The sequence below is a fragment of the Bradyrhizobium sp. AUGA SZCCT0182 genome (assembly GCF_018130185.1).
Taxonomy (GTDB): Bacteria; Pseudomonadota; Alphaproteobacteria; order Rhizobiales; family Xanthobacteraceae; genus Bradyrhizobium.
Map to the genome: position 1 here is coordinate 65,399 of NZ_JAFCLY010000011.1, position 16,493 is coordinate 81,891.

21 protein-coding genes are annotated in these 16,493 nt (G+C 63.4%); 8 read left to right on the forward strand and 13 right to left on the reverse strand.

Annotated features, from left to right (window positions below; all coding sequences use genetic code 11):
• Positions 1 to 185: 185 nt before the first annotated feature.
• Entirely contained in the window at positions 186 to 404 is a 219-nt protein-coding gene (locus JQ611_RS14305) for a hypothetical protein (protein WP_212389915.1), read from the forward strand.
• Positions 405 to 408: 4 nt separating this feature from the next.
• Positions 409 to 603, forward strand: a complete 195-nt coding sequence (locus JQ611_RS14310; RefSeq protein ID WP_212389916.1) for a hypothetical protein — start codon at positions 409 to 411, stop codon at positions 601 to 603.
• Positions 604 to 748: 145 nt separating this feature from the next.
• Here JQ611_RS14310 and JQ611_RS14315 read toward each other — a convergent pair whose 3' ends face one another.
• A complete protein-coding gene (locus tag JQ611_RS14315) occupies positions 749 to 973 on the reverse strand; it encodes a response regulator (protein WP_212415520.1) in 225 nt (74 codons plus the stop codon).
• A gap of 189 nt (positions 974 to 1,162) precedes the next feature.
• On the opposite strand from JQ611_RS14315, the gene JQ611_RS14320 reads away from it, so the two are divergent.
• Positions 1,163 to 1,951, forward strand: a complete 789-nt coding sequence (locus JQ611_RS14320; RefSeq protein WP_249133161.1) for a Crp/Fnr family transcriptional regulator — start codon at positions 1,163 to 1,165, stop codon at positions 1,949 to 1,951.
• A gap of 30 nt (positions 1,952 to 1,981) precedes the next feature.
• Here JQ611_RS14320 and JQ611_RS14325 read toward each other — a convergent pair whose 3' ends face one another.
• The 3 genes from JQ611_RS14325 to JQ611_RS14335 form a co-directional block, all read right to left on the reverse strand.
• A complete protein-coding gene (locus tag JQ611_RS14325) occupies positions 1,982 to 2,224 on the reverse strand; it encodes a hypothetical protein (protein ID WP_212415518.1) in 243 nt (80 codons plus the stop codon).
• A gap of 11 nt (positions 2,225 to 2,235) precedes the next feature.
• Positions 2,236 to 2,418 carry a hypothetical protein gene (locus tag JQ611_RS14330; protein ID WP_212000204.1) on the reverse strand — a complete coding sequence of 61 codons (183 nt, stop codon included), beginning with the start codon at positions 2,416 to 2,418 and terminating at the stop codon, positions 2,236 to 2,238.
• 144 nt (positions 2,419 to 2,562) lie between these two features.
• Positions 2,563 to 3,273 carry a TetR/AcrR family transcriptional regulator gene (locus tag JQ611_RS14335; protein WP_212266492.1) on the reverse strand — a complete coding sequence of 237 codons (711 nt, stop codon included), beginning with the start codon at positions 3,271 to 3,273 and terminating at the stop codon, positions 2,563 to 2,565.
• A gap of 111 nt (positions 3,274 to 3,384) precedes the next feature.
• Between JQ611_RS14335 and JQ611_RS14340 the strand changes: the two genes are divergently transcribed.
• Positions 3,385 to 4,008 carry a hypothetical protein gene (locus JQ611_RS14340; RefSeq protein WP_212266490.1) on the forward strand — a complete coding sequence of 208 codons (624 nt, stop codon included), beginning with the start codon at positions 3,385 to 3,387 and terminating at the stop codon, positions 4,006 to 4,008.
• 33 nt (positions 4,009 to 4,041) lie between these two features.
• Here JQ611_RS14340 and JQ611_RS14345 read toward each other — a convergent pair whose 3' ends face one another.
• Together JQ611_RS14345 and JQ611_RS14350 are read right to left on the reverse strand one after the other, a co-directional pair.
• Complete coding sequence (locus JQ611_RS14345; RefSeq protein WP_212266488.1) at positions 4,042 to 4,278, reverse strand: hypothetical protein; 237 nt, start codon at positions 4,276 to 4,278, stop codon at positions 4,042 to 4,044.
• Entirely contained in the window at positions 4,275 to 5,126 is an 852-nt protein-coding gene (locus JQ611_RS14350; RefSeq protein WP_212465802.1) for an SDR family oxidoreductase, read from the reverse strand. The genes JQ611_RS14345 and JQ611_RS14350 overlap by 4 nt, the downstream gene beginning before the upstream one ends.
• A 51-nt stretch (positions 5,127 to 5,177) precedes the next feature.
• On the opposite strand from JQ611_RS14350, the gene JQ611_RS14355 reads away from it, so the two are divergent.
• Positions 5,178 to 5,465, forward strand: coding sequence for a hypothetical protein (locus tag JQ611_RS14355; RefSeq protein WP_212465803.1), 288 nt, complete (start codon positions 5,178 to 5,180; stop codon positions 5,463 to 5,465).
• 234 nt (positions 5,466 to 5,699) lie between these two features.
• On the forward strand, positions 5,700 to 6,785 hold the full coding sequence (locus tag JQ611_RS14360) for a DUF2336 domain-containing protein (RefSeq protein ID WP_212266482.1): 1,086 nt from the start codon (positions 5,700 to 5,702) through the stop codon (positions 6,783 to 6,785).
• Between the two features lie 84 nt (positions 6,786 to 6,869).
• Here JQ611_RS14360 and ilvC read toward each other — a convergent pair whose 3' ends face one another.
• The 7 genes from ilvC to miaA form a co-directional block, all read right to left on the reverse strand.
• Positions 6,870 to 7,889, reverse strand: a complete 1,020-nt coding sequence (ilvC, locus tag JQ611_RS14365) for a ketol-acid reductoisomerase (protein ID WP_212034449.1) — start codon at positions 7,887 to 7,889, stop codon at positions 6,870 to 6,872.
• Between the two features lie 146 nt (positions 7,890 to 8,035).
• A complete protein-coding gene (locus JQ611_RS14370; RefSeq protein WP_212034450.1) occupies positions 8,036 to 8,638 on the reverse strand; it encodes a LysE family translocator in 603 nt (200 codons plus the stop codon).
• Between the two features lie 99 nt (positions 8,639 to 8,737).
• A complete protein-coding gene (locus tag JQ611_RS14375) occupies positions 8,738 to 9,436 on the reverse strand; it encodes a class I SAM-dependent methyltransferase (RefSeq protein WP_212465804.1) in 699 nt (232 codons plus the stop codon).
• A gap of 3 nt (positions 9,437 to 9,439) precedes the next feature.
• Positions 9,440 to 9,982, reverse strand: coding sequence for an acetolactate synthase small subunit (gene ilvN, locus JQ611_RS14380; protein ID WP_192737977.1), 543 nt, complete (start codon positions 9,980 to 9,982; stop codon positions 9,440 to 9,442).
• Between the two features lie 19 nt (positions 9,983 to 10,001).
• Complete coding sequence (locus tag JQ611_RS14385) at positions 10,002 to 10,988, reverse strand: threonine dehydratase (protein ID WP_212465805.1); 987 nt, start codon at positions 10,986 to 10,988, stop codon at positions 10,002 to 10,004.
• A gap of 6 nt (positions 10,989 to 10,994) precedes the next feature.
• Positions 10,995 to 12,770, reverse strand: a complete 1,776-nt coding sequence (locus JQ611_RS14390; RefSeq protein WP_212266476.1) for an acetolactate synthase 3 large subunit — start codon at positions 12,768 to 12,770, stop codon at positions 10,995 to 10,997.
• Positions 12,771 to 13,159: 389 nt separating this feature from the next.
• A complete protein-coding gene (gene miaA, locus JQ611_RS14395; RefSeq protein ID WP_212465846.1) occupies positions 13,160 to 14,134 on the reverse strand; it encodes a tRNA (adenosine(37)-N6)-dimethylallyltransferase MiaA in 975 nt (324 codons plus the stop codon).
• On the opposite strand from miaA, the gene serB reads away from it, so the two are divergent.
• Together serB and atzF are read left to right on the forward strand one after the other, a co-directional pair.
• Positions 14,133 to 15,026 carry a phosphoserine phosphatase SerB gene (gene serB / locus JQ611_RS14400; protein ID WP_212266474.1) on the forward strand — a complete coding sequence of 298 codons (894 nt, stop codon included), beginning with the start codon at positions 14,133 to 14,135 and terminating at the stop codon, positions 15,024 to 15,026. The genes miaA and serB overlap by 2 nt on opposite strands.
• Positions 15,027 to 15,123: 97 nt before the next feature.
• Positions 15,124 to 16,482 carry an allophanate hydrolase gene (gene atzF, locus JQ611_RS14405; RefSeq protein WP_212465806.1) on the forward strand — a complete coding sequence of 453 codons (1,359 nt, stop codon included), beginning with the start codon at positions 15,124 to 15,126 and terminating at the stop codon, positions 16,480 to 16,482.
• Positions 16,483 to 16,493: the final 11 nt, after the last annotated feature.

Sequence of the window (16,493 nt, forward strand, 5' to 3'; positions counted from 1 at the left end):
CGTCGCGCTGCCTACCAAAGGCGAAGGACCGTCGCGGGCGGAACCTGATTTTAGTGACTTTCTTGGTCAGGTATCAGACAGACAACCGTTTTCGGACGGCGGTATTTTTTGCCATGCCCGGGACCAGAGCTGATCCAGAGCTGTTGCCCATCCACCGTCCGCGCTGCCCTGACTGCAAAACGCGGATGCTGACGGTTGCCGTGTCGGCGGGACCGGAAGGTTTCGAGCATCGAAACTATCAATGCCCGAAGTGCGCCCATGCCGAAACCAGGATCGAGGCAATCGACCCGCTGGATACGACGGCCGTGGATCGGACAGGTCTCGAGCCGGGACGGTTGCCCCCTCAGGAAGCCGCGCCAGGCCCGGTCATCGATAATCCGACCAAAACCCAGCCGAAGCGTTAGATCCATGGCCAGACCGATCAAGAATCCCCGCCCCAGGCTCGATCTCGAAACCGAAGCGCTGGCCGCGCTTGAAGCAGCCCGCACCATGGCCCCCGGCCCGGAGCGCACCGAAGCGATGAAACGCGCAGGCATTCTGCAAAACGCCGTGGACATGCAGGGCATGCTGTTTGCGAAACGAGGCCGGCCACCGAAGACCTGAGCCAAGCCAGACCGTCAGCCACGGAAAACGTCAGCCCGCCCCGAGGAAAAATAGGATCGCGAAGAATATCGAGACGGCGATCACGACAGTCCACGCAGAGGCGCCTGCGACCCGGATCGCGATCTCCGTCAAGCTCAGGTCTTCGTCAAACCGGCGGCCGGACATTGGTCGTCAGCCGCACGACGGCTTCCGATTTCAGCGGGTCGGCAACCGTCCTGCTCTCGATCGCGTTGCATTTCGGGCATTCGAAAGTCCGCTCCTCCGACCCGTCAGACAAAGGCGCTAGTCGGACCAGCATCATCCGGGTGAGGCACCTGCCGCAGCGCGGCCGTTCGATCGAGGAAAGGGGAACGTCCGGCATTTTGGACATGATCCTTCCTTCATGCACATCTCGCCGGCTGGTTTGATCGGGCCCTGCTCGTCGCGGCGCGCCAAACGGCATCCTGCAAAATGGAGGTTCCCGAGCCCGTTGTAAGCCTGTCGGATCGTTCGCCAAATGAGTTCCCGCGTCTGTTCGCTACCCGACATAGTGGGATTATTTTCTTGCTATGTCCGGTAGTTGACGTACCGTCCGGCAATTATCGGGTATCCCGCGAAAGCACCGATAGCTGAGAGTAGTTCGCGCTCCCGCCTGTCAGCAGGAGCGCATTTCATGAACAATCAATTGCTCAGCCTTTTCCCGCCGTCCGACATGAAACTTCTCGGTCCGCATTTGAAGGCCGCACAATTCGACCAGCACCGGGTGTTGTTCGAGGCGGACCAGCGAATCCGCCACGTCTACTTTCCGACCAGCGCCGTGGTGTCGCTCGTGATCACGCTTTCGACCGGCGAAATGGTCGAAGCGGCCATGATCGGCAAAGACGGTGTGGTGGGTGCTTCCGCAGCGCTTGACGGGAAGATAGCGGTGAGCCGCGGCATCATTCAGCTTAGCGGTGAGATTGTGGTATGCGACATCGAAGCCCTAAAATCGGCCGCAATACAAAGCCCGAAACTGCTTGCCCTGCTCATGCGGCACGAACAAACGGTCTACGCCCAGGCCCAGCAATCCGCCGCATGTTTTGCCACGCACCAGGTGGAAGCGCGGTTCTGCCGCTGGTTGCTGCGCGCGAGAGATTTGTCCGATAGTGATTACCTGCCGTTCACGCAGGAATATCTCGGTGAGATGCTGGGTGTCAGACGAACGAGTGTGACCGCGGTGGCCAGGACATTGCAGGAGACGGGTCTGATCAAATATGCCCGCGGCAAGATCCAGATCGTGGATGCAGAAGCGCTGCAGGCGAGTGCCTGCGAATGCTACGGTTCGGTCAAGACGCATTACGAAAGGCTGATCGGGCCTCTCAAGAAGTAACCGTCAGGCTGATGCGTTGCGGATGCCGCGCTATTGGTTGCATGGCTTCAGCGCCTTGACCGCGGTTTCCGCCTCGGCCCGCGTTTTATAGATCGTATCGCTGGCCACAGTGATGTTAGGTGTATCGGTGCGAGGGGTCTTGTCGACCACCGTGCAGGTCTTCGTCAGCGAGTTCAGCACGATGTAGAATGCGGGAACGTTTCCCGCAGGCTGGGCGAGACCGGCACCGTTCAGGGTCAGCACGAAGATCGCGCAGAACAGGCTTCGTTTCATGGCAGTCTCCGTTAGCCGCTTCCGAGGCGAACAAGGCTCAGGACGAGCACCAGCAGGATCGCGCCGATAAGCCCGCCAAAGAAGATCCACTTTCTGAGCGGCGTATTGAGGATCACCTCGGCGCCCCGCGCCTTGTCGGCGGGATAGGGTTCTTTTGGCGGTGGTGCGGGTTGCGCAGGACCTTCTCTGACCACGGGCGTCCTCCCGGTTCAGGATGCAGTCTTTGAATTGTGCAGCAGCGAACGGTGGCGGAACGCCTTGCCGCGCTTGTCAACGCGCGGCGAGATTGCCGGTTCCGGCTTCGTGCGTTACGCGCGGCGGAAAGCTCCTCAAACGCATCAAGCGGATTTGCTGGGAACTTTGGCGATACCTTCGATGAAGAGATCGAGGATCGCTTCCGCGGTTCGCTCGGCGTCCGCGCCGGCGACGCCCCAGCGCGGAAAATGACCGTCGATATTCATCCGGGCGAAGCCATAGACCAGCGCCCGGCCGGCGATCTGCACCTGTTTCAGGTCCGCCGAGCGCAATTGCCCCTGCGCAAACGCCTCCGCCAGCGTGCGCTCGGTAAGGTCGATCAGTTCGGCATTGTCGTGCGAGACGCCGGCCGCCTCGTCGTGATCAAAAAAACGGCGGCTGGAAATGATCTCGAAATGGGTCGGGTTCCTCATCGCCCAGCGCAGATAAGCGAGCCCCAGGCAGCGAAACCGGCCCAAGGGCTTGTTGGCCGGATTGCTGGCCGGTGCCTCGGCCAGCGCCGCTTCGATCTCGGCCCGGAACCTGCGCTGCGCCTCCTCGGCAACCGCGTTCATCAGGGCGTCGCGGCTGGGAAAATGCCGGAACGGCGCCCCCGGCGACACCCCGGCACGGCGGGCAGCCTCGCGGACACTGACCGCGTCAGGACCGCCCTCGCCGACCAGTTGCAGCGCGGCGTCGATCAGAACCCGGCGGAGATCGCCATGATGATAGGGCTTTGCCGCCGGCGCGCGCGCCGTGCGGCGGCGCGGCTTGGCCGGCAGTTTGGCGGACGGAGGCTTGGCCGAGGAACGCATCGTCCCTCCTAACATCACCCTCTTGTGAATGTAAGCAACGATTACACGGGTTGACGATGCGTGACGCGCATATGTAACTGATGATTACATTTATTGCAGGGGGAGCGCGCGATGTCGGAAAGCCGTCGAAACTGGTTCGAAGGCTGGCGGCTGTTTGCCGTGCTGGCGCTGACCCTGCTCGCTCTTAGCGTCTGGATCGCCGGCATGCGGCAATTCGAGGTCGATGGCGTGCGCATGGTGATCCGCTTCACGGCGCGGACCTCGCTGCTGTTCTTTTGTCTCGCCTTCAGCGCCGCTGCGCTGGCGCGGCTCTGGCCCAACGCCTGGACGCGATGGCAGCGCCGCAACCGCCGTTACCTCGGCGTGACCTTCGCAGCCTCGCACGGCATTCATGCGATTGCGATCGCCGCCTTCGCAATGATGGATCCCGCGGGTTATGCGGCCGCGACCTCGCTCGCCTCCTACATTTTCGGCGGCATCGGCTATGCCGTCATCATCGCGATGACGGCAACGTCATTCGACCGGTCAGCCAAAGCCCTCGGCGCGAGCGCCTGGCGCAGGTTGCATCTGATCGGCGGCTATTATCTGCTGTTTCAATTCATGGTCTCGTTCGGCAAGCGAATTCCCGACATGCCGCTATACGCGGTGTTCCTGATCCCGCTGCTGGCGGTGTTCGCTTTGCGGATGATCAGCATGGCCGCGGCGCGAACGCCGCACACGGTGCAGGCGGGATGACGGCCATAACGCCTGCGCGCTCGTACGGTCATATCAGATCAGATGAAACGTGCGGCCCAATCGGCGATGAATCGTGATCACGGCGCGATCGACGTCGCTGATCAGGCTGTCGCCGAGCGCGACGCTCGGAATTTCCCAGTTGCGGCCGCCGCGGACGCCCGGCACCGGTTGAAGACCAGTGATGCGCGCCGTTTCGCATCCCGGTTGATCGCCAAGCGCCTCGTTGACGAGTTCGGTCAGTTCCGCGCTGGTCTTGCCAATCGTCGTCATGCCTGCGGCGTCAGGCCGAGGCGCCTGGCGATGATCTTGTCGATGGTGCGCTTGGGCAGCAGCGCCGCCGCCAACACCTGAAGCGGATCGGGCACGATCGAATAGCGAACCCTGGGATTTGGCAGCGTCAGCGCGTCGAAGATCTTCGCGGCGATTTTCTCCGCGGGCAATCCGATCGAACCAAGTTGCAGCATGTAGGCTCGGACCTTTTGCAGCGCCGGAAAGAACGGCGAGTTCTTGTAGCCGGATATGTCGACGTCCTCGGCCTTGCTCCAGATCGGCGTTTTTACCGCGCCGGGCGCGATGATGATGACGTCGATCCCGAACAGCATCAATTCGCGGCGCAGGCTCTCCGACAGCCCCTCGATCGCGTGCTTGGAGGCCGCATAGGCCGACGTCATCGGGACGCCATTTTTCCCCGAGACCGACGAGATCATGACGACGCGCCCCTTTGGTCCCTTCAATGACGGATCGGCGCCGAGCAGCGGGCCGAACGCCTGCGTCGCGATAACCGGCCCGATCACATTGACCTCCATCTGGCGGCGGAATTCGTCGGCCGCGAGTTCAAGCACGGGACCTGCCACCGCGATGCCGGCATTGTTGACGAGGCCCGCGAGCGTTTCGCCGTTCAATTGGCTGCGCACCTCGCGCGCCGCGGCCAGCACCGCGGCCTCGTCGGTGACGTCGAACCGCAGCGGCGTGAAATTGGCGCCGAACTCAACCCTGAGGCGGTCCGCGTCGACCTGCTTGCGCACGCTGCCGAACACGCGAAAGCCACGATCGAGCAGCAGTTTCGCGGCAGCCCAGCCGATGCCGGTGGATGCACCGGTGATGACGACGGATCTCATGATTGTCTCCCCCTCTGTGAAGCGGGGCTGATGTAATCCGGATCGAGAGAAGTGCAATGCGCGGCGGCGGCGGCCAAAATTCCCGTCACGACGGTGCGCGCGCACGCCCCCGTTCTTGCGCGGGAGGTTGAAGAACGCATTCCGGCAGCCTTAACAGAATTCATCGTGAAAAAATCCTTAGCGCCGCGCATCATGGACCGCCTCCTCGGCAGCGGACCGGGCTTGATGGCCTGTTGTCGAAGCGCTTCGCCTTCGAGTTTTTTTCGCAACGGTTTGGAGAGGATAGCTGCCGGTCAAAATACCGGAAACGGCGCAAATTATGCGAATGCCGGCGGTTAGGCGCTGATCACGGCGCAATATAACGGCATGCAGCGTCGCGTGCGTGGTAAAGCAATCGGGAATGCAAAGCGGACAATGTTCTGCGGCGAATTCGCGACAATGGTTGCGAATTTCGCAATTGCCTGTTTTCAGTGCTGCCGTTCCGCATTTCTACGGGCTTTCGCCTTAACGCTCGCGAAAGACCGCGTTCGCCATTGTGCGTGCTGAAGTTGAAACAACAAACAGGCCGCCACAATGGCGCAACAGCCGGCTCACTCGATTATCGCCGAACTCGAAGATGCCGTAAGGGGTGGATCGCCAGCTCGGCGCGTCGAAACCCTCCGTCAGGTCACTGATCTTTTCCTCAATGACGGCGAACGCCTCAGCGAAGACCAGGTCAAGGTGTTTGACGACGTGCTCTGCCTCTTGATCGCACGCGTCGAGACACGGGCAAGAACCGAGCTCAGCAAGCGGCTGGCGCCGCTCGACTATGCGCCGTTCGAAGTCATTCAATACCTCGCATGGGACGATGAAATCGCGGTCGCCGGCGAGGTGCTCACCCATTCCAGCCGCATCAGCGTCGAAGCGCTGGTCGAGATCGCCAGCAGCAAGGGCCAGGACCATCTGCTCGCAATTTCGGCGCGCGACAACTTGCCGGAGGCCGTCACCGACGTGATCGTCGATCGCGGCCAAACCAAGGTCATTCGCAGGCTCGCGAAGAACGCAACCGCGCGGTTCTCCGAAGCCGGCTATTCCGGCATGGTGGCCCATTCCGAAGCTGACGACGAACTGGTCGAGATCCTCGGCCTGCGCCTCGATCTTCCGATCAAGTTCCTGCGCGACCTGCTGCGCCGCGCCAAGGACGCCGTTCGCACCCGGCTGTTGGCCCTTGCGCCGCCCGCACTCCAGGAAGAGATCCGGCGGGTGATCGAAGACATCGTGCGCGAGGGACCTCCGTCCGGACGCGACTTCCGCGTGGCCGAAGAACTGGTCAGGCTGATGATGGAATTGAAAGAGCTGGACGACGCAGCGGTCTATGGTTTCGCCGAGAGCAAAAAGTTCGACGAGGTCATGGTCTCGCTCGCGGTCCTCAACGACGTGCCGGCCGAAATGATGGCCCGCCTGATCGAAGGGCCCCGCTCCGACCTCATCCTGATTCCCTGCCGGTCGGCCCGGCTGAACTGGCCGACGGTCGAGAGCATCCTGCGCAACCGCCCGGTGAAGCGCCGCATCGACGACCAGACTCTGGCCGTCGCCCAGCGGGACTACAAGCGACTGTCGATGGAGACCGCCCAGCGCACCGTGCGCTTCTGGCAACTTCACAACAGGATCGAGCGGTAGGCGGGCGCTGATCGCACCTAGCGCGAAGAAATGAAAAGGGCCGCGCAATGCGCGGCCCCGACTTCCATTTTGACCTAAAGCCGCTTAGTTCTTGGTCTTATCGACCAGCGCGCCCTTCTTGATCCACGGCATCATGTCGCGGAGCTTGGCGCCGACTTCCTCGATCGGATGTTCGGCGAGCTTGGCGCGGGTGGCCTTGAACGAGGTCTGGTTGACCTTGTTCTCCAGCATCCAGTCGCGGGCGAACTTGCCGCTCTGGATGTCGGCGAGAACGCGCTTCATCTCGGCCTTGGTCTCGGCGGTCACGATGCGCGGGCCGGTGACGTATTCGCCGTATTCGGCGGTGTTGGAGATCGAGTAGTTCATGTTGGCGATGCCGCCTTCATAGATCAGGTCGACGATCAGCTTCACTTCGTGCAGGCACTCGAAATAGGCCATCTCCGGCGCGTAGCCGGCTTCCACCAGCGTCTCGTAGCCGCCCTTGATCAATTCGACCAGGCCGCCGCAGAGCACCACCTGCTCGCCGAACAAATCGGTCTCGCACTCTTCCTTGAACGTGGTCTCGATGATGCCGGCGCGGCCGCCACCAACGGCCGAGGCATAGGACAGGCCGAGGTCGTGGGCGTTGCCGGACACGTCCTTGGCGATCGCGATCAGGCAGGGCACGCCGCCGCCGCGCTGATATTCCGAGCGCACGGTGTGGCCGGGGCCCTTCGGCGCGATCATCAGCACGTCGAGATCGGCGCGCGGGTCGAGCAGGTTGAAATGCACGTTGAGGCCGTGCGCGAACACAAGCGCCGCTCCCTTCTTCATGTTGTCGTGCAGATGCTCGCGGTAGATGTCGCCCTGCAGTTCGTCGGGGGTGAGCATCATGACGAGATCGGCCCATTTGGCGGCTTCGGCGACTTCCATCACCTTGAAGCCGGCGGCCTCCGCCTTCTTGGCCGAAGCCGAGCCCTTGCGCAGCGCAATGGCCACTTCCTTGACGCCGGAATCCTTCAGGTTCAGCGCATGGGCGTGGCCCTGGCTGCCGTAGCCGACGATGACGACTTTCTTGCCCTTGATCAGGTTCAGGTCGGCATCACGATCGTAATAAACTCGCATAGTCGTTTCCTCATCGGTGGCCAAATCAGGCCGGTTAATCAGGCATTTGGGTTAAGATGGAGCGCCGGTCGCCCGCGAATTTCCGGCGTTGTCTAGAGCATTTTTCGCGTCAAAGGAAACCCGTTTCTGCATGGCGCGGTGCGGCATCATGCGTCCATGAAGACCGGGTAGAGCGAGGCCAGCAGCAGCACCGCCATCACGATATTGAAGGCCCGCACCGCCCTCGGCGAGGTCAGCACCGGCCGCAGCGCGCTGCCGAACAAGGCCCAGGCGGTGCAGGAAAGCACCCCCAGCAACAGGCTCAGGACGACCTGGATCGCGATGTTCCAGGGATAGGCCGCGATCGCCGCATAGGCCGTGATGGTGCCGATCACCATGACCCAGCCCTTGGCGTTGACCCATTGGAACATGGCCGCGCCCCAGAAGGTCATCGGCCCGCGGCGGTTGTCCTGGTCGGCCGAAACCGGCCCGGACATCGCGATCGCGGCGGCAAGATAGATCAGGTAAACGACGCCGGCATATTTCAGGACCGTCTGCAGCACCGGATAGGCGATGAAGATGGTGCCAAGGCCAAGCCCGACCGCGCCGACCATGAAGGCAAAGCCGACAGTGATCCCGGCGATGTGCGGGATGGTCGGGCGGAACCCGTAAGTCAGCCCCGAGGACAGCAGCATGATGTTGTTCGGCCCCGGCGTGAAGAACATCACGGTGGCGAACAGCACGAAGGCGATCAGGAGCGAATGTGACATGGTGGCCTCACGCGATCTTTGGCAGAACTGTTTTGATGAGGCCTGCAAGCGCTTCACCAGCAGCATGATGGCGAAGCCGACATCGGCCGGTTGCATTTTTTAGCTTTGTTGGTGGTCCGGCTTCGGTTTGCGCAAAAGATAAGTGCCGTGCAGCGGCGCGTGGTAGTCGACCGATTCCAGCGTGAAGCCGACATCGGTCAGCATGCGTTCGATCACCCAGCCGAAGGTCGAGTACTCGTCGCGCATATGGGTGACCACGCTATCGCGCTCGAAATCGTGGTTCTTGATCGAGAAATCGGCCCACGCCTCGACGTCGCGATCGACGCCGTCGGGCATGCTGACGAAGACGATGTCGCGCAGGTAGAAATTCGCGCCGGGCTTCAGCGCCGCAAAAATCCGCGCCAGCGCCACCGCCTTCCAGAAATCCGGCAGATGATGCAGCGTGAACTCGCTGACGATCAGGTCGTAGGAATTCGGCTGATAGGCGAAGCTCAGCATGCCCGCCGGCTGGGTGCGGACCGCGACCTTGCGGTCGCGCGCCTGGATGTTGGCGAGCGCCAGCATCGCCGGCGAGATGTCGATGGCGTCGACCTCGGCGCCCATCAGCGCCGCCTCGACCGCCAATACGCCGTTGCCGCAGCCGATATCGGCCATCCGCCAGCCGCGCTCGACGCCGAGCATGGTCAGCGCCGCGCGGGCGCGGATGTCGCTGTCGTCATGCCGGTCGTAGATCGAGGCGACGGCGGAATCGAGCCCGAGTTGCCGCCGTTGATTGTAATACCAGTCGCGCGCCAGCATGGTTCACATCCCCTCAGGCCCGCGTCCGATCGCGGCAACGCCGGTGCGCGACACCTCGACAAGGCCGATCGGTCGCATCAGGTCGATGAACTGACTGACCTTGGCCGAATTGCCGGTGATCTCGAACACGAAGCTTTCGGTGGTGGCGTCGATCACGCGGGCGCGGAACGCGTCCGCCAGCCGCAGCGCCTCGACGCGGTTGTCGCCGCCGCCGCGCACCTTCACCATGGCGAGCTCGCGTTCGATCGAGCGGCCGGTCAGCGTCATGTCGACGACGCGATAGACCGGAACCATACGGTCGAGCTGGTGCTTGATCTGCTCGATCACCATCGGCGTGCCGGTCGTGACGATGGTGATGCGGGAGAGATGTTTCTGGCTCTCGGTCTCGGAGACGGTGAGGCTTTCGATGTTGTAGCCGCGGCCGGAGAACAGCCCGATCACGCGCGCGAGCACGCCCGGCTCGTTCTGCACGAGCACCGAGAGCGTGTGCGACTCGGTCGGATCGTGGCGCTCTTCGAGGAAATAGGCGGATGCGGGCTGATTCATTGTCGTTCCCAAATCTTGGCTACGCCAGTGCCTTGGCGGCGGTGACATTTTCGTTGCGGGCGATCCATTTCCAGAACAGATCGAAATCGATATTGCCGCCGGACAGGATCAGCCCAACCCGCTTGCCGCGGAGCTTCGACTTCTCCTGCAGGGCAGCAGCAAGCGCGGCGGCGCCGGCGCCTTCAGCGAGATTGTGGGTATCAGTCCAGTAGGCGCGCACCGCATCGGCGATTTCGTCGTCGGTCACCTGGACGATGTGCGAGGCGCCCTTGCGAATGATCGCCAGCGCCTCGGCGTCGGGGACGCGCGTCGCCATGCCGTCGGCCAGCGTGTTGCTGCTGTTGGTCTTCACCACGGTGCCGGCAGCGAACGACAGCGCATAGGACGGCGCTTCCGTCGACTGCACGCCGACGATTTCCGTCTTTAGCCCGAGCAGATCACGCGCCAGGATGCAGCCGCAGATGCCGGATCCCTGCCCGATCGGCACATAGAGCACATCGATATCATCAGCAGCACGCAGCAATTCCAGCGCGTAGGTGGCAACGCCCATCACGAGGTCGCGGTGGAACGAGGGCACCAGCTCGAGGCCCTCGCGTTCGGCGTGACGCTCGCATTCCTCGCGGGCGGACTGAAAATCCTCGCCATGCTCGATGAGGTTGGCGCCCAAGGCGCGCATCGACTGGTTTTTCTCGACCGAATTGCCATGCGGCACATAGATCGTCGCCGGTACGCCGAAACGGCGTGCGGCGAAAGCGAGACTCTGGCCGTGATTGCCGCGGGTCGCCGAGATAATTCCTGAGATCTGCACCCGCTCGCGTTGCAGCCGCTCGACATAGACCAGCCCGCCCCTCACCTTGAAGGCACCGATCGGCGTGTGGTTCTCGTGCTTGACGACCACGTCGGCGCCGAGCCGCTGCGCGAGCAGCGGCCACGCATGCGCCGGCGTCGGCGGCATCGCGGCCCCGACGATCCTGTGCGCGTGCTCGAGTTGCCCCAGATCAAACATCTGACCTCACACCAGCGCCTTGCCGCCGGCAAAGGCCGCCGCGGTCGCCTCGTCGGTCGCTTCCGCCGGCAACAGCATTTCATTGTGCGCCTTGCCGGACGGAATCATCGGGAAGCAATTTTCCAGCGCCGCGACGCGGCAATCGAACAGCACCGGGCGCTTGATCGAGATCATTTCCTTGAGCGCGCCGTCGAGATCGCCGGGCTTGATCGCCTGCAGGCCGACACAGCCGAACGCGTCCGCCAGCTTGACGAAATCCGGCAGCGCCTCCGAATAGGAATGCGACAGCCGGTTGCCGTGCAGCAGCTGCTGCCACTGCCGCACCATGCCCATATACTGGTTGTTCAGGATGAAGATCTTGATCGGCAGTTCAAACTGTACCGCCGTCGACATCTCCTGCATCGTCATCTGCACCGAGGCGTCGCCCGCGATATCGATCACGAGGCTGTCCCGGTGCGCGACCTGGACGCCGAGCGCGGCCGGCAGCCCGTAGCCCATGGTGCCGAGCCCGCCCGAGGTCATCCAGCGGTGCGGCTCCTCGAAGCCGAAGAACTGCGCTGCCCACATCTGGTGCTGACCGACTTCGGTCGTGATGTAGGTGTCGTGCCCGCGCGTCGCCTCGAACAGGCGCTCGATGGCGTATTGCGGCAGGATGACTTCGCTGTTCTTCCGGTAGGCGAGCGAATTGCGCGCCCGCCATACGGCGATCTCCTGCCACCACGCCTTGATGTCCGGCTTTTTCGCTTCCGCCTTGAACACCTGCAACAGATCGCCGAGCACGTTGCCGCAGTCGCCGATGATCGGTACGTCGACGTGGATGTTCTTGTTGATCGAGGACGGATCGATGTCGATGTGGATCTTCTTCGAGCCCGGCGAGAACGCGTCGGTGCGGCCGGTGATGCGGTCGTCGAAGCGCGCGCCGACGCACAGCATGACGTCGCAATCATGCATCGCCATGTTGGACTCATACGTGCCGTGCATGCCGAGCATGCCGAGCCAGTTCTTGCCGGTCGCGGGATAGGCGCCGAGGCCCATCAGGGTCGAAGTGATCGGAAAGCCGGTGACTTCGACCAGTTCGCGCAGCAGTTTCGAGGCTTCGCGTCCGGAATTGATGACGCCGCCGCCACTGTAGATCACCGGGCGCTTTGCGCCGGCGAGCAGCGCCACGGCTTTGCGGATCTGCGACGCGTCGCCCTTGACCCGCGGCGTGTAGGAAACATGCACGTCGGACTTGCGCGGCGGATGATAGGTGCCGGTCGCGAACTGCACGTCCTTTGGCACGTCGACCACGACGGGTCCGGGACGGCCGGTCGTGGCGACGTAAAACGCCTCGTGCAACACTTTCGCGAGATCGTTGACGTCGCGCACCAGCCAATTGTGCTTGGTGCAGGGTCGCGTGATGCCGACGGTGTCGCATTCCTGGAACGCGTCATTGCCGATCAAATGCGTCGGCACCTGCCCGGTGATGCAGACCAGCGGAATCGAATCCATCAGCGCGTCCGTCAGCGGCGTCACCATGTTGGTGGCGCCGGGGCCGGAAGTCACCAGCACGACGCCCGGCTTGCCGGTCGAGCGCGCATAGCCTTCGGCGGCGTGGCCGGCGCCCTGCTCGTGCCGCACCAGGATGTGCTCGACCTCGCTCTGCTGGAAGATCTCGTCATAGATCGGAAGCACCGCACCGCCGGGATAGCCGAACAAATGCTGGACGCCATGATCGATGAGCGCGCGCACGATCATCGCGGCACCGGTCATCTGGTTCGGATCGTGGCTCTTGTCGGTCATGACGTTTTCCTTGGCTTGCTCCGGATGCGCTGTGTCTGCGCGGCTTCGTCGGTTTGGATTTGGGAAATAAAAAAGGGCCCCAGAGGCCCTATGCACACCGCCTGCAATTGGATGGCCTCAGCCATCCCGGGCGGTGCGCCAGGGTACGACTACGATAAGGAGCTTGGTAATAATATTGCGCATAGGACGGTCCATACTTCCCGAAGATTACGCGCGTTATAGCGATCGGACCCCGGAAGTCAAGGGAAGGACGCTTTCAGCCCGATTAAGGCAGTGTAACGGGGTTCCGGCCGTTCGGCGAGTGCGAATTTGCTGTTCCCTGCCATGCGCGGGGCCCTACGACGTCCCCGTCATTCCAGGATGGTCCGAAGGACCAGACCTCAGGGGCGCTATTGCGCCCCCGGGGAATCTCGAGATTCCGGGTTCGCTTCGCGCCCCGGAATGACGGTGGCCACCCACCCCCGCGCCGCCTCCGGCGCCACCCACTCAAACTCCGGCAATTGGTGCCGGAACCAGGTGAACTGCCTCTTGGCGTAGTGGCGGGTGTCGGCGCGGCCGATCTCGGCGGCCTCCGCTTGGCTGATCTCGCCCTTCAAATGCCGGATCAGCGCCGGCACGCCATGGGCCTTCATCGCCGGCAGCAGAGGGGCGAGGTGTCGGGCGACCAGTGCGGCCACCTCCTCCAATGCGCCTGCTGCCAGCATCGCATCGAACCGCGCATCGATCCGGGCATAGAGCTGGTCGCGCTCGGGTGCCAGAAATAGCGCGTGAAACTCGCCTTGCGGCAGCAGCGGCGGCAGGCCTTCACGGTGCCAGTCGGTCAGCGCGCGGCCGGTGGCCTCGACCACTTCGAGCGCCCGTGCGATGCGGGCGCGGTCGCGCGGCTTCAGGCGTTCCGCCGTTGCCGGGTCGCGCTTTGCGAGCTCCGCATGCAACGCTTCGACGCCATCGCGCTCCAGCCGCGCGCGCACGCTGTCACGCACTTCGGCCGGGATCGGCGGCACCGCCGACAGGCCGCGCGTCAGCGCCTTGAAATAGAGGCCGGAACCGCCGACGAAGATTGGCAGGCGTTTTGCGGCTTGTGCTTCCGACAGCATTTTGGCGGCGTCCGCGACCCACGCGCCGGCGGAAAAATTCACGGCGGCATCGACATGGCCATAGAGCCAATGCGGTGCCTGCGCCTCTTCGGCGGGCGTCGGGCGGGCCGTGATGATGCGGAGATCGCGATAGACCTGCATGGAATCCGTATTGATGACGACGCCGCCGGTCTTTTGCGCCAGCTCAAGGGCCAGCGCCGACTTGCCGCTGGCGGTCGGCCCTGCGATAAGCACGGCCTTATTCCCCAAACGCGAATTCCCCTGCATGTCCCTCGTCGCCACGCTCATCTGCAATCCCGTCAACCCCGCGCTCGACTCTACCATCGTCGACGGCGCGCTGGCCGTCCTGCCCTCGCCCGGCACGGCCCAATGGCTGTTCGACGAAGTTGCGGTCGATATCCCCTTCACCGGCAGCGAGGATATCAAGGCGATCGAGGCCCGCCTGCGCCAGGCGCGGGGCGACCTGCCGATCGACATTGTGGTGCAGCCTGCCGCCTTCCGGCGCAAGAAGCTTTTTCTCGCCGACATGGATTCCACCATGATCGGCCAGGAATGCATCGACGAACTGGCCGATTTTGCCGGACTGAAGGCGCACGTCGCCGCCATCACCGAACGCGCGATGCGCGGCGAAATCGAGTTCGAGCCGGCGCTGCGCGAGCGCGTCGCGCTGCTGAAGGACATGCCGGTCGGCGTGGTCGATGAAGTGCTGAAAAAGCGTATCACGGCGACGCCGGGCGGCCGCGAACTGGTCATGACCATGCGCGCCAACGGCGCCTACACTTGCCTGATCTCGGGTGGTTTTACGCTGTTCACCAACGCGGTCGCCGCGATGATCGGGTTCCAGGAAAACCGCGCCAACGAGTTGAAGGTGTCGGGCGGCAAGCTCACGGGCGAAGTCACCGAGCCGATCCTCGGCCGCGCCACCAAACTCGCGACGCTGGTCGAACTCACCGAGTCCTTTGACCTCGACGACATCGACACGCTGGTGACCGGCGACGGCGCCAACGATCTCGGCATGATCGAGGCCGCCGGCCTCGGCGTCGCCTATCACGCCAAGCCAGCCGTGGCGGCGGCCGCCGCCGCCCGGATCGACCACGGCGATCTCACCGCATTGCTCTATGCGCAGGGCTATCGGCGCGATGAATTTGTGACGGCGTGAATCACCGCCGCACCTGAACACGAAGCATTTAATTGCTTGTTCGTGACGACCCGCTCGCCCAGTTTTGCAGAGAGCAGCGCGGGTGGAGTTCTTTCAGGTGAACCAAATCAATCTACGATTCGCAACGTCCTCCCCTGCCGGGAGCGACCCGCTGCAGGCCATCGAGACGGCCTATCGGCGGATCGAGACCGAGCGTGACCGGAACTGCTGGATCCATGTCCGCCCGATCGCGGAGGCGCGGGATCATTGCCGCACGCTGATGGCACGCGCCGATTCCGGCGAAACCCTCCCCCTGCTCGGTGTCCTGTTCGGCGTCAAAGACAATATCGACGTTGCGGGCATGCCGACGACGGCCGCCGTTCCGGCGTTCAGCTACATGCCGGCACGATCAGCCGAAAGCGTCGAACGCTTGATCGCGGCCGGCGCGATCTGCATCGGCAAGACCAATCTCGATCAACTCGCCACCGGCCTCTCCGGCGCGCGCTCGCCCTACGGATCATGCGCTGCCGTCGCAGACCCGCGCTATGTCTCGGGCGGCTCCAGTTCGGGCTCGGCGGTCGCGGTCGCCGCCGGCCACGTCACGTTCGCGCTTGGCACCGATACCGGCGGTTCGGGCCGCATTCCCGCCGGGTTCAACGACGTCGTCGGCATCAAACCGACGGTCGGGCTGGTTTCGTCGCGTGGCCTGGTGCCGAATTGCCCGACGCTGGATTGCGTCTCGATCTTCTGCAATTCGGTACAGGACGGCGCCGCGATCCTGGACGTCATGGAAGGCTTCGATCCCGAGGATCCGTACAGCCGGCTCGCGCCCGCCTCCGTCAGCGCCCGCGCCAGCGGCAAGTTCAGGTTCGGCCGCCTCATGGCCAAGGATCTCGAATTCTTCGGCATGCCCGAATGCGGCGCGCTCTATGAGCAGGCCTGCAACAGGTTTTCCACCCTCGGCGGCACCGCGGTCGAGATCGACTTTGCGCCGTTCGCCGAGGCCGGCGCGATGATGTTCGCCGGACCCTGGGTCGCGGAAAGACGCGCCTCGATATCAGCGCTGATGGAGGTCGATACCGATCGCCTGCTCGATGTTACAAAAACCGTGCTTCGGACGGCCACCAGCTATTCGGCGATCGACGCCTTCACCGCGATGCACCGGTTGTTGCGGCTGCGCCGGCAATCACAAGGCCTTCTCGCCGGTGTCGATGCGCTGGTGGTGCCCACGGCGCCGCGACCGTTCCTGCTGGACGAGATGCACAGCGATCCGATCACGCTGAACAACCGCCTTGGCCACTACTCTTACTTCGCCAATCTGCTGGATCTCTGCGCGGTAGCGATCCCGAACGGCGTGTTGCCGAACGGCATCCCCATGGGGGTGACGCTGCTGGCGCCGGCCTGGTCCGACCGGGCGCTGATCGCGCTGGCGCGGCGGCTCGACACAAAATCGCGAAAACAACCCCATGCACAGTAGGGAATGTGCCT

What these genes read in the sequence shown, in the direction of transcription:
- JQ611_RS14305 (WP_212389915.1), top strand. Translation starts at nt 186, where the DNA reads ATGCTGACGGTTGCCGTGTCGGCGGGACCGGAAGGTTTCGAGCATCGA.
- JQ611_RS14310 (WP_212389916.1), top strand. Translation starts at nt 409, where the DNA reads ATGGCCAGACCGATCAAGAATCCCCGCCCCAGGCTCGATCTCGAAACC.
- JQ611_RS14315 (WP_212415520.1), bottom strand. Translation starts at nt 973, where the DNA reads ATGTCCAAAATGCCGGACGTTCCCCTTTCCTCGATCGAACGGCCGCGC.
- JQ611_RS14325 (WP_212415518.1), bottom strand. Translation starts at nt 2,224, where the DNA reads ATGAAACGAAGCCTGTTCTGCGCGATCTTCGTGCTGACCCTGAACGGT.
- JQ611_RS14335 (WP_212266492.1), bottom strand. Translation starts at nt 3,273, where the DNA reads ATGCGTTCCTCGGCCAAGCCTCCGTCCGCCAAACTGCCGGCCAAGCCG.
- JQ611_RS14340 (WP_212266490.1), top strand. Translation starts at nt 3,385, where the DNA reads ATGTCGGAAAGCCGTCGAAACTGGTTCGAAGGCTGGCGGCTGTTTGCC.
- JQ611_RS14345 (WP_212266488.1), bottom strand. Translation starts at nt 4,278, where the DNA reads ATGACGACGATTGGCAAGACCAGCGCGGAACTGACCGAACTCGTCAAC.
- JQ611_RS14350 (WP_212465802.1), bottom strand. Translation starts at nt 5,126, where the DNA reads ATGAGATCCGTCGTCATCACCGGTGCATCCACCGGCATCGGCTGGGCT.
- JQ611_RS14360 (WP_212266482.1), top strand. Translation starts at nt 5,700, where the DNA reads ATGGCGCAACAGCCGGCTCACTCGATTATCGCCGAACTCGAAGATGCC.
- ilvC (WP_212034449.1), bottom strand. Translation starts at nt 7,889, where the DNA reads ATGCGAGTTTATTACGATCGTGATGCCGACCTGAACCTGATCAAGGGC.
- JQ611_RS14370 (WP_212034450.1), bottom strand. Translation starts at nt 8,638, where the DNA reads ATGTCACATTCGCTCCTGATCGCCTTCGTGCTGTTCGCCACCGTGATG.
- JQ611_RS14375 (WP_212465804.1), bottom strand. Translation starts at nt 9,436, where the DNA reads ATGCTGGCGCGCGACTGGTATTACAATCAACGGCGGCAACTCGGGCTC.
- ilvN (WP_192737977.1), bottom strand. Translation starts at nt 9,982, where the DNA reads ATGAATCAGCCCGCATCCGCCTATTTCCTCGAAGAGCGCCACGATCCG.
- JQ611_RS14385 (WP_212465805.1), bottom strand. Translation starts at nt 10,988, where the DNA reads ATGTTTGATCTGGGGCAACTCGAGCACGCGCACAGGATCGTCGGGGCC.
- JQ611_RS14390 (WP_212266476.1), bottom strand. Translation starts at nt 12,770, where the DNA reads ATGACCGACAAGAGCCACGATCCGAACCAGATGACCGGTGCCGCGATG.
- serB (WP_212266474.1), top strand. Translation starts at nt 14,133, where the DNA reads ATGTCCCTCGTCGCCACGCTCATCTGCAATCCCGTCAACCCCGCGCTC.
- miaA (WP_212465846.1), bottom strand. Translation starts at nt 14,134, where the DNA reads ATGCAGGGGAATTCGCGTTTGGGGAATAAGGCCGTGCTTATCGCAGGG.